This window comes from Alkaliphilus crotonatoxidans (genome assembly GCF_054658015.1).
On sequence record NZ_BAAHXS010000004.1, the window covers coordinates 69,038 to 79,200 of the forward strand.

At 40.3% G+C, this 10,163-nt stretch carries 14 protein-coding genes; all 14 read right to left on the reverse strand.

What is annotated here, in order from left to right:
* Positions 1-42: 42 nt before the first annotated feature.
* Positions 43-2,244 (reverse strand): complex I subunit 5 family protein, encoded by a 2,202-nt coding sequence (locus ACYQ1I_RS02765; RefSeq protein ID WP_459762235.1) that lies wholly within the window; start codon positions 2,242-2,244, stop codon positions 43-45.
* Positions 2,245-2,281: 37 nt separating this feature from the next.
* Positions 2,282-3,937 carry a complex I subunit 5 family protein gene (locus ACYQ1I_RS02770; protein ID WP_459762237.1) on the reverse strand — a complete coding sequence of 552 codons (1,656 nt, stop codon included), beginning with the start codon at positions 3,935-3,937 and terminating at the stop codon, positions 2,282-2,284.
* Between the two features lie 324 nt (positions 3,938-4,261).
* Entirely contained in the window at positions 4,262-5,758 is a 1,497-nt protein-coding gene (locus tag ACYQ1I_RS02775) for a complex I subunit 5 family protein (protein ID WP_459762239.1), read from the reverse strand.
* Complete coding sequence (locus ACYQ1I_RS02780; protein WP_459762241.1) at positions 5,751-6,131, reverse strand: cation:proton antiporter subunit C; 381 nt, start codon at positions 6,129-6,131, stop codon at positions 5,751-5,753. The genes ACYQ1I_RS02775 and ACYQ1I_RS02780 overlap by 8 nt, the downstream gene beginning before the upstream one ends.
* A 2-nt stretch (positions 6,132-6,133) precedes the next feature.
* The gene (locus ACYQ1I_RS02785) at positions 6,134-6,556 is read right to left on the reverse strand and encodes an MnhB domain-containing protein (RefSeq protein ID WP_459762243.1); all 423 of its coding nucleotides are present in this window, start codon (positions 6,554-6,556) and stop codon (positions 6,134-6,136) included.
* Positions 6,549-6,848 (reverse strand): hydrogen gas-evolving membrane-bound hydrogenase subunit E, encoded by a 300-nt coding sequence (mbhE, locus tag ACYQ1I_RS02790; RefSeq protein ID WP_459762245.1) that lies wholly within the window; start codon positions 6,846-6,848, stop codon positions 6,549-6,551. Before mbhE ends, ACYQ1I_RS02785 begins: the two co-directional genes overlap by 8 nt.
* Positions 6,845-7,084 carry a hydrogenase subunit MbhD domain-containing protein gene (locus tag ACYQ1I_RS02795; protein WP_459762247.1) on the reverse strand — a complete coding sequence of 80 codons (240 nt, stop codon included), beginning with the start codon at positions 7,082-7,084 and terminating at the stop codon, positions 6,845-6,847. Before ACYQ1I_RS02795 ends, mbhE begins: the two co-directional genes overlap by 4 nt.
* 26 nt (positions 7,085-7,110) lie before the next feature.
* On the reverse strand, positions 7,111-7,404 hold the full coding sequence (gene mnhG, locus ACYQ1I_RS02800; protein WP_459762249.1) for a monovalent cation/H(+) antiporter subunit G: 294 nt from the start codon (positions 7,402-7,404) through the stop codon (positions 7,111-7,113).
* A 12-nt stretch (positions 7,405-7,416) separates the two neighbouring features.
* Complete coding sequence (locus ACYQ1I_RS02805) at positions 7,417-7,686, reverse strand: MrpF/PhaF family protein (RefSeq protein WP_459762251.1); 270 nt, start codon at positions 7,684-7,686, stop codon at positions 7,417-7,419.
* The gene (locus ACYQ1I_RS02810) at positions 7,686-8,189 is read right to left on the reverse strand and encodes a Na+/H+ antiporter subunit E (RefSeq protein ID WP_459762253.1); all 504 of its coding nucleotides are present in this window, start codon (positions 8,187-8,189) and stop codon (positions 7,686-7,688) included. The genes ACYQ1I_RS02805 and ACYQ1I_RS02810 overlap by 1 nt, the downstream gene beginning before the upstream one ends.
* Positions 8,190-8,417: 228 nt before the next feature.
* Complete coding sequence (locus tag ACYQ1I_RS02815; protein ID WP_459762255.1) at positions 8,418-8,837, reverse strand: hypothetical protein; 420 nt, start codon at positions 8,835-8,837, stop codon at positions 8,418-8,420.
* Between the two features lie 13 nt (positions 8,838-8,850).
* On the reverse strand, positions 8,851-9,210 hold the full coding sequence (locus ACYQ1I_RS02820; RefSeq protein ID WP_459762257.1) for a hypothetical protein: 360 nt from the start codon (positions 9,208-9,210) through the stop codon (positions 8,851-8,853).
* Positions 9,207-9,395, reverse strand: coding sequence for a hypothetical protein (locus tag ACYQ1I_RS02825; RefSeq protein WP_459762259.1), 189 nt, complete (start codon positions 9,393-9,395; stop codon positions 9,207-9,209). Before ACYQ1I_RS02825 ends, ACYQ1I_RS02820 begins: the two co-directional genes overlap by 4 nt.
* 231 nt (positions 9,396-9,626) lie before the next feature.
* Positions 9,627-10,076, reverse strand: coding sequence for a CBS domain-containing protein (locus ACYQ1I_RS02830; RefSeq protein ID WP_459762261.1), 450 nt, complete (start codon positions 10,074-10,076; stop codon positions 9,627-9,629).
* Positions 10,077-10,163: the final 87 nt, after the last annotated feature.

The following is a 10,163-nucleotide window of genomic DNA, read 5'->3' on the forward strand; positions in this document are numbered from 1 at the left end:
TGGAAAGGTAATACCTTCCCAGGGCCCGTAATCAGCTAGAACTTAACCAAATATTATTAATATCGCCAGAATTCCCGTTAAAATGATGGAATAAATTACTACATCACTCCGTATCAGGCTCATTTCATACCGATCTGTGAATATGCCAATGGTGGTAAGAAATCGATTGATGATTCCTTCTTTTTTTTGTGCTTCCGCCTCCTGTCGCTCGACAATGGCACAAAGGGCATCCCCCATTCCTTCAATGGCATCATGCTTTTCAATACCCTGTTCCTCTTTCTTAGCCATGACCTTACAGATAAACTGAAGTACCTTGTTAAGCGGATAAAACACAATATATTCCACCTTAAGCCAATGGGGAAAGTGCAGATGAAATAAATGAAACCTGATTCCCAAATAGAAAATGACGGCCCCCAATAAATATACCCAGACCATTCCCATCATGTCATGGGAATTGAAGAAGTTCATGTTAACTAAATACTTATCGATAAAGTGGGGATCGAAGGTGATGGATCTGGCAGCTGGAATAATAAATTTATTCAACAGATAATCAGGCCTTAGGCCAACCCCTATAATTAGTAGGCCCAGTCCCCCCATGGCCATATCCATTGTACGGTAGCTTCCCTTCAGGTTTTTGTATTTATCAGGCAGCTTACCCAGAAATACAAAGCCAAAAAGCTTAATAAAGGAGCAGACTGTTCCGGCACTGATGATGGTAAAGGCAGTTTCTGCATATTTAAAGGACCAATGACCATATTCATAGGCTTCAATAATGCCGTGGTGTAATATTGATTTACTGGCAAAGCCATTAAAACCAGGCATTCCTGTAATCCCCAGGGCAGCCACCAGGGTGACGGCTGCGGTGAAGGGCATGATTCGCCAAAAGCCCCCCAGTTTATACATATCCAGCTCATGGGTTTTCAAATAGATGACTCCGGCTACCATAAATAGCAGTGATTTAAATAGGGCGTGGTTAATAATGTGATAAATACTGCCTGCAAAGCCCATAGCCCCCTTGTGGCCAAGATAAACAGCTACCCCTATTCCTAAAATAATATAGCCCATTTGGCTGACACTATGATAAGCCAGCATTTTTTTCATGTTGCTTTGCTGTAGGGCCAGGAATACTCCCAGGGCCATGGTGATGATTCCCAACCAGATGACCACTGCCCCCAAAGATTTTGCAGGCCCCCATAAAAGATCTTGATAGCCTTCTATTTCAGTCTGCAATGGAAAGAAAAAGCTGGTGGTCACCCTTAAAATACCATAGGCACCTATTTTAATCATAATGCCCGACAGCAATGCACTGGCAGGAGTCGGTGCAACGGGGTGGGCCTTTGGTAGCCACACATGAACCGGGGCCATACCGGCCTTAATTCCGAAGCCAAAAATAAACAAACCGATAATAATATACTTCATAGCTCCCATTTGTTGAAATTTTGAAGCCAGCGGAACAAATTCCAGGGTATTGGTATTCAAGTATAGCAAAATCATTCCAAAGAGAATACTTAAGCCTCCCAATACCCCCATATAAATGTAGTTGTTGCCCGCCTCTATGCATTCCTTATGCTCACAATGGGAAACCAGCATATAGGAGCTGAAGGTCATAATTTCAAAGAACAGAAACATGGTAAAGATATCACCGGCCATAACGGTACCTAAAATAGCCCCATAGGTGATTGACATAAAAAAGTAAAAGCGATTTCGGTGATTCTCAAAAAGCATATAATCATGGGAATAGATCATTACCAAAAGCCATAAGACCGAGGTAATGGTAATGACCGTAAAGCTGAGCATGTCAACCTTAAAATAAAGTCCAAAGCCCAAAACCTTTGGGATATGATAGGTTAAGGTGCCGGCCAGGGCCTGGGGATACATTGCCAATACCAATAGGAGGGTAATAAAGCTGGTGTTAACCACCGTAGCATCCCTTAAATTTTCTGATTTCATTCCCAAATAGGTTTCAATGGGGCCTCCTATCATGGGTATCAAAATGGTCAAAATTGGCAGGCCCTTATAGGTGGAAAGAAAATCGCCCAGTTTTTTAACTGAAGGGTACTGCTTCACCAGGGTTTGACCAATATCAGTGGTTGTCAGGGCCACAAAGGCGATAACCGCCAGCACTGCTGAAAAAAAGACAACCATACTATCCAACGTAAATGAATTTAGTTTTCCACTTTGCTTTAGGGGTCTTTTGGCAATCTCCGGGGATAGGTGAGCCGAAAGCTCCTGTGAACTTTTCATGTTTTAATCTCCTCCATTGATTTTCTAGGCCGTGTCCTTAGAAAAGGGTTATTGCTCGTTCAATAAAGCCCATTAACCATTGGGGAAAGAACCCCAATACGACACATCCTGTGGCTAATAAAACCATGGGTGCCAGCATTGTTTTTGGAACCTGGTCGATGGTAAGAACATTTTTACGGCTATTATTTTCTTTTAAGAAGGCTGTAATAATAATTGGCAAATAGTAGATGGCATTTAAAAAGCTACTGATCATGATCATGATAACAAATATAGGCTTACCGGCTGAAAGGGCTGCCATACTTAAATACCATTTACTCATAAACCCGTTTAATCCTGGAATACCAATCATTGAAAAAGCTGCAACGGAAAACACTCCCATGGTGATGGGCATTTCATAGCCTATTCCCTGGAATTCCTTCACATTTCTTTTTCCTTTTTGATAGATAATTGCCCCTGCACAAAAGAACAGGGCTCCCTTCATTAAAGCATGGGTTATCATATGAAACAGGGCTGCCTGATAGCCCATTTGATTGGCCAGGCCAATTCCCAATAATATATAGCCCACCTGGGCAACACTGGAATAAGCCAGCATTTTTTTAATATCCTTTTGACCGATGGCTAAAATAGAGCCCATAATCATGCTTATGGTGGCTAAAAGGGTCAATAGCCAGGGCAAACCACTCTCATTCATTACTTGTGGGCCTAATATCCTGATTAATATTTTCATCAAAGAAAACAAGTACACCTTTAAAACAATTCCAGACAAAATTGCACTGGAGGGAGTTGGCGCACTGGAATGGGCCTCCGGCAACCAAAAATGCAGCGGGAATATAGCCGCCTTAACACCAATTCCCAGGAGCATAAAGGCCATAGCGGCCAGCGCCGCCGTCTGGTTGGCCTGCCATAGGGTACTGACCCCTTCTCCCATTTCTGCGATCTTAAAGGTACCTGTATGATAATACAGGAGGCTCATACTAAATAGAATGCTTAGCCCCCCGGTAACCCCCAGGTAAATATAACGATTTCCTGCCCTTAGGGCGCTGTTGGACTGGTTATGGGCCACAAGGAAATAACAGCTTAGGTACATGACCTCAAAGAATAAAAACATGGTCAATAAATCCTCTGCCATAAGGGCCCCAATTACACCACCAAAGGTAATGGACATCCAAAAATAAAAGCGGCTTCGATGCTGTTCCTCTTCAAACATATAGTTGTGGGCATAGATTGAAGCCAGAAGCCATAGGACCGAGGCTGCCAACAGCAGCATCCAAACCAGGAAATCAATCCTGAAATTTAGCCCGAAGCCAAGTATTTTCGGCATTTGTATCAAAAGGGTTTCTTTCATTACATCGGAATATAAAAATAATACCAGCAGCAGGGTGATAAAGGTCATGTTAACCATGATAATATCACGGTAATCCTCTGATTTCATTCCCAAATAGGCCGATAATGGAGCTGAAATGAAGGGAAGCAGCAAAATAATCATAGGGAGCTTTGGATTGTGTAGTATTTCGGTAAAAATATACCTGCCCAGACTGGTATGAAGAAGTAAATATTGCACTGTTAATAAAATAAATACAATTAAGATGATCAAGGTATTAACAGAAAAAAAATCCATTTTATGATGACTCAGAGGGCTATTTATTCCCTTTTCCTCACCTTCAGGACTGATTATTAAATCACCATTCTTCATTTTATTCCTCCTTTACTTTAAAATTAACGCATCGACTAAGTATAAAGGTCTTTTTATCTAAAGGTTAATTATTTAGGTAAGTATGGTTTAATAGGAGGGGTTTTGAGGAATTTTAACATTCATATCGTTATAACTTTAACATTTTATTCCTCTTACTCCTATTCTACTCTTCTTCCCTTTAATTTGCAATACATTTAGGGTATCTTTTTAGTTATTTTTAATCAATAATTGTTCTCACACTAAGGCACCCTTTCCTTTGAAAAGGTGCCGGTGGATCACAATGTATTTAGTTCACCAAAAATCTTCAAAACGCTGGATGAAAAGTTAAAAACCTGATGTTAAAAAGGTTGGAACGGCTTTTTGAATAAAATTCATTACCAGGTCTGGTAAAAATCCCATGACAATACAGGCCAGACCAATGCAAACCATGGGCAGGAGCATTCTTTTGGGTATGTCCTCCACCACCATTACATTTTTACGATCCTTGCTTTCCTTTAAGAAGGCAGAAATAATAATGGGCAAATAATAAAAGGAATTCAAAAGACTGCTCAGCAGGATAATAATTAAGTATATTGGTTTTCCCGCCTCTAATACAGCAAAGCTTAAATAGATTTTACTCATGAATCCATTGACTCCCGGAATTCCAATCATTCCAAAGGCTGCAATGGTAAAAACCCCCATGGTAATGGGCATTTCATAGCCAATTCCGTCAAAGTCTCGAATATCTCTTTTGCCCTTTTTATAGATTATGGCCCCGGCACTTAAAAAGAGAGCTGATTTCATCAGACCGTGGGATATTACATGGAACAGGGCAGCAGATAAGCCCTGAACCGTTCCAAGGCCCAATCCCAGGAATATGTACCCGATCTGCGCTACACTGGAATAAGCCAGCATCCGCTTAATATCCTTCTGGCCAATGGCAAAAATGGAGCCCATAATCATACCCATGGCTGCAAAATACGTAATGTAGGTGGGAATATCGAGGGCAGTAATAATATTGATTCCCAGAACCCTAAAGAGTATTTTAATAATTGTAAACACATAGACCTTCACCACTACCCCCGAAAGCAATGCACTGGAAGGGGTCGGCGCATTGGAGTGGGCATCGGGCAACCAGATATGCAAGGGAAATACCGCCGCCTTGATGGCCATACCCGTTAGCATAAAGCCAATAGCAACCAAAATATTGGTAGGATATAGCTGCCACACTTCACCAATGGCTTTAGATGCCTCTATCATATTCAAATGGCCTGTGACCATATACAATAGAGCGATTCCCAATAAAACCGAAAGGGAGCCGATGGTGTTCAGCATCAGATAACGAAATGAAGCCAGGTAATTTTCTTTCTTTCGTTTTATAGATATAATGCTGCAGGAGGTAAGGGAAAGTATCTCCATAAATACGTACATATTAAACAAATCGTTGGTAAGGGTAATACCTACCATGGAAAACAGCAAAACAAAAATTAATGTATAATAGCTTCCGAACTGCCCTGGATCAATTTCATGTTCAATATCCTTTAAGGAATAAATCAGTATTAAAAATGAAATGGAAACAATAAACAGAACCATAAAGGCTGAAAATTCGTCTATAATAAATTCAATCCCGATTTTAGGGCTCCAGTTTCCAAAGTGATAGACAAAGGCACCTCTTTGATAAACCCGATGCAGGGTGGCGGCAGAAAGGGCCCAGACCATTGACAGCGAAGTCATAATCATTAATTTTAGTTTTGAAAAGCCATTTTGACCCAGTAGGGGAATGATCACAGCAGTAGAAAGTAAAAGGAGTAAAATTAGTACAGGATAATGTTGGCTATACATTGGTCTTTTCACTCCTTATTTCCATTATTTCATCGATATCCATGGTACCATAGGCCTTATATAGCTTCATAATCAAGCTCAAGGAATAGGCTGTAATACTGACGGCAACAACAATTCCTGTTAATATTAGGGCCGAGGGCAGCGGATTTACATAGGTAGCCTGCCCTGTAGTCATCAGCTTAATGGGGGATCTCCCACCGTGAACATAGCCAATTGATACAAAAAATAAAAAGATTGAGGTCTCCATAATGTTAATCCCAATTACTTTTTTCAACAGGTTGGAATGGGTTAAAACAGTATAAAGTCCGATAACAAACAGGGCTACAGCCGCAATATAATTGATATGATCTATTATTGAATTTAATAATTCCACCTTTAATCCTCCTCAATAATAGTATGGAATAGCGTGATCATGGTACTGGCCACCTTTATTCCTATTGCAATGGTCAACAGAGGAATCATTCCTGCACTTATCAGGTTTCCTGGTAAGCCCATAAAAAAACCGGCTCCCCTATTGGTAAGAAAAGCACCACCTAAAACAATTCCCAACAGTCCAATTAAGATATACCATAGTATTCCGCTAGATTCCACAATGGCTGATGTTTTATGGGAGACCTTTTTCGTAGCCCTCTTCAGTCCAAAGGACAGGGTAAATAAAATCATACTGGCCCCTAAAACAGCACCACCGGAAAATCCACCGCCGGGAGAAATATGTCCATGAAGAATAATAAAAATACCGTAAATCTGTATAAAGGGTATAATCAGCCTTGTAATGGTTTTAACTATTATATCATCCATGATGCTTTTCCCCCTTGTTCTTATGATTAATCTGTAGTACCGAAATCACCGCAGCAATACCCGTAAAGAGGACTGTTGTTTCCCCCAAGGTATCGAAGGCCCTATAATCTGTAATGACAGCGGCAATAACATTGGGGGCACTGGTATCCTCCAGGGTATGGTCTATATAGTAGTGAGTAACCTCATTGTAGGAGGGGTTTTCAACACTTCCAAGGGATGGCATTTTTAAAATACTGGAAACCAACAAGAGGAATAAACCTGTTAAAACAAAAATAAATAGCAGTTTCTTCATTTCTCCATCCTCCTTGTTCGGCTGATTACTCCAATAAATAAAATAGTAGTCACCCCGGCCCCAATGGCGGCCTCGGTCAAAGCAATATCCGGCGCCTGCATCAGCAGCCATAGTACTGCCATAATCAAGCTATAGGCAGCAAAAATAATGACCGCCCCCAAAAGATCCTTGGTCCTTTCTACAGCTATGGCACAGACAATTAAAAAAATAACTAGTATTACATTTAAAACGGCCATCAAAATCCACCTTCTTTCAAAATGAATTATTGGGTATTTTCGTTTCTCCATTGGGCCTTAGCAATGATATGGGCAGCAGTGGGGTTGGTAATCCAAATGAAAACGATTACCATAATTAACTTTAAGCTGATTACACTAAAGCCCCGGGATATAATTAAGGCTAACAGCAACAGTCCTGCCCCCAGTGTGTCACATTTGGTGGTGGCGTGCATACGACAGAAAACATCGGGCATTCTGATTAAACCTACAGTTCCCACAAGAAAAAAGAAGGCACCCCCAATGATTAGTAAAATCACCAGTGTATTTATTATCAATTCCATTCCCTTCACTCCTTAAAGCAATTTGCCTTTTTCCATATATTTAGATACACAAACCGTTGCTATAAAGCCCATCATGGCATAAACCAGGGCTACATCCACAAAAGCATCCTGTCTGGTCAACAGGGCCAGAACTGTAATCAATACCGTAACCTTGGTGGATATGACATTAATGGCTACAACACGGTCGGCTGGAGTGGGGCCCACATAGGCTCGGTAAAGGCTGATAAAGGTTAATAGTGCTAAAAAAATTGAAACCAGTAAAAATGCTTGCTCGATCATCATTATTTCTCCTCCAGTTGCAAGGTATTTTTCTCTAGCTGATTTTCTTCCATTCCGTCGGCGGCCGCTTTGGTAAGGGCATGGACCAAAATTTCATCTTCGTTAATATCTACTGAAAGCGTTCCGGGGGTTAAGGTTATACTGTTGGCATACAATACTTTATTTAAAACCTTTTTATGCTTTACAGGCACCTTAACATAGCAGGGTGAGATGGGCATTGAGGGACTAAGTACTATTTTGGCAACATCTAAATTTGCCTTCACAATTTCAACTATCAAGACTCCTATGAACTTAATCAGCCTGACGATTCCCTTTAGTGAATAAAAAGAGGTTTCCCTTTCTTCAAACAGCAGGTCCTGATTAGTTAAGACTACAATAACTGAAATAATTAACCCGCTAACGAAAGACTGAATGGTTAGGCCGGGGGATAATATCAACCAAAATAAAAATAACAGCAGTAATAAGCATAAGGATTTTTTTTGAAAGAGCATCTTAAATGATTTCATTATAAACCTCCTAAAATATCAATCCTGTTTCAATTCTGAAGGAATTATTGCTTTTTGTTCAGAAAATGTCTCTTTTATTGTACAGTAGATTTCTATTTTATTCAATGATTCATTGGGAAGATGAAGACTGGAATAAAATATGACATAAATAAAGCCCCCGTCTTTCCTCTAAGAAAAACGGCCGGGCCGATTTTCCTGCTGTCAATTCAGAGGGCTTAAGCTATTTATTTAACTGAGGTTGGTATCCTGGGCCTGCTCCTGGCTTTCAGAAGAACCAAGCATTGTATAAACCCTTTTTATACCAAACCATGTAAAGCATGCTATGGCGGCAATGGTTCCCAGCCTTCCGCCGATGCCAACATATGCATTTTCCGTAATTATATAGATGATTCCCATAATAAAGCCAACTGCCGCCATTTCCCCCAGCCTTGGTACATACTTTACAGCCACCATACCTCCGTAGGATGAACAGGCAGCCATGATCGCCATTTTAGTGCCCAGGGCAGGGAAAAAATATGGAAATACGATTCCAGAAACCAACGTCACAACGGCAGAGCCAAAAACGGCCCCTTTTTTCATGTAAACACTGATACCATAGGTGGCAATTGCTGCCAATATGGAAACAACAATTATATATAGGCTTTCCATTTTTTCTTCTCTCCTAACCCAGCAGATTCATAATAGCCCTAGTAATTAAGGTAGACAGGGCAGCTGATGTTCCCCCCTTGCCTCCAATTCCTGCATAAATCTCAGTGGTAAGGGACAATACAATTCCCACAATGATTCCAGCAAGGGCAGCTCCGGTGAGGGATGGGATCACCTTGGTAGATGACATACCCACAAAGGATGCTGCATAGGTGATGCCTGCCAGGTTGCCCGGCAGCAGTATGGCTGCCAATACGCCTACTAAGCCACTGGCAACAACTGCACCATAGCCCATTTCATGATTAAGAAACCATGTAATTATCACCGCCACTAGGGAGCAACCAAGTATTTGAAGCCTTTCTTTATCTAATTTCATTTTGCTTCCTCCCTTGGTTGATGTGTAATTTCCCGGTAATGACCCAATAGCCCCAGCCCATAAAAAATAATTACGATTCCTGCCAACAGAGCAGTTAATATATCTCGATTAATCATAACAGCGCTTATTAATAAACCGCAGCCAGTAGCGATAAAGGCCAGTAAAGCTATTATTTTTCTTTTCATGAAACTCCCCCATTCCCCTCGCTTTTTTATTATTCTATTATTTTATTGTAATACTTTGACAATTGCATGTCAATTATTAAAGGTATTCCATAATTAGTAGTTAATTTTTTACTATAATCATGGAAATATTTGGAATAGAGATTACAAAAAATTGCCTTCAAATTCATTTTGAAGGCAAAGTCAAAATACCATGGGGTTATTTAATTTATCATAGGAATTACATTTTTCGCATTAACTGTCGGCATAGGCTTTAATGATATCTCTTCTACTAACAATCCCCACTAGCTTTCCATTTTCTGTTATCGGTACCCGATTGACCTTTTTAGTCGCCATCAAGGTGGCAATTTCTTCAATATTTTCTTCCACATCAACTGAAATAACCTTTTCAGTCATTACATCCTCTACCCGATAGCCAACCATTTTTCTAATCTGCTCTTGAATGGTTTTAGTACTTTCCAGAAAAATATAGCTGTCTAAAATCGTAAAATAACTGGGAATTTGCAGCTTCTTACTACGATAAATCAGGTCTCCTTCAGTGATCATTCCCACAACATGGTTTTCTTCATCTACCACCGGCAAGCCGCTGACATTATGCTCCATCAGCAGCTTAATAACATGTTCAACCGTATCTTCCCTTTTTACCGTAATTACATCCTTGGTCATAATTTCCCTAGCCAACATAGCCCAATCCCTCTTTTCTTTATTTTATAATTTCAATCAACCTAATTTCATGTACACACCATTTTCTTTTTTTAAGATACCCAATTA

Coding starts and splice junctions, on each gene's coding strand:
- ACYQ1I_RS02810 (WP_459762253.1), bottom strand. CDS start 8,189: ATGAAATCATTTAAGATGCTCTTTCAAAAAAAATCCTTATGCTTATTA.
- ACYQ1I_RS02765 (WP_459762235.1), bottom strand. CDS start 2,244: ATGAAAAGTTCACAGGAGCTTTCGGCTCACCTATCCCCGGAGATTGCC.
- ACYQ1I_RS02830 (WP_459762261.1), bottom strand. CDS start 10,076: ATGTTGGCTAGGGAAATTATGACCAAGGATGTAATTACGGTAAAAAGG.
- mbhE (WP_459762245.1), bottom strand. CDS start 6,848: ATGAAGAAACTGCTATTTATTTTTGTTTTAACAGGTTTATTCCTCTTG.
- ACYQ1I_RS02795 (WP_459762247.1), bottom strand. CDS start 7,084: ATGGCCGTTTTAAATGTAATACTAGTTATTTTTTTAATTGTCTGTGCC.
- ACYQ1I_RS02770 (WP_459762237.1), bottom strand. CDS start 3,937: ATGAAGAATGGTGATTTAATAATCAGTCCTGAAGGTGAGGAAAAGGGA.
- ACYQ1I_RS02805 (WP_459762251.1), bottom strand. CDS start 7,686: ATGATGATCGAGCAAGCATTTTTACTGGTTTCAATTTTTTTAGCACTA.
- ACYQ1I_RS02775 (WP_459762239.1), bottom strand. CDS start 5,758: ATGTATAGCCAACATTATCCTGTACTAATTTTACTCCTTTTACTTTCT.
- ACYQ1I_RS02825 (WP_459762259.1), bottom strand. CDS start 9,395: ATGAAAAGAAAAATAATAGCTTTACTGGCCTTTATCGCTACTGGCTGC.
- mnhG (WP_459762249.1), bottom strand. CDS start 7,404: ATGGAATTGATAATAAATACACTGGTGATTTTACTAATCATTGGGGGT.
- ACYQ1I_RS02815 (WP_459762255.1), bottom strand. CDS start 8,837: ATGGAAAGCCTATATATAATTGTTGTTTCCATATTGGCAGCAATTGCC.
- ACYQ1I_RS02785 (WP_459762243.1), bottom strand. CDS start 6,556: ATGGATGATATAATAGTTAAAACCATTACAAGGCTGATTATACCCTTT.
- ACYQ1I_RS02820 (WP_459762257.1), bottom strand. CDS start 9,210: ATGAAATTAGATAAAGAAAGGCTTCAAATACTTGGTTGCTCCCTAGTG.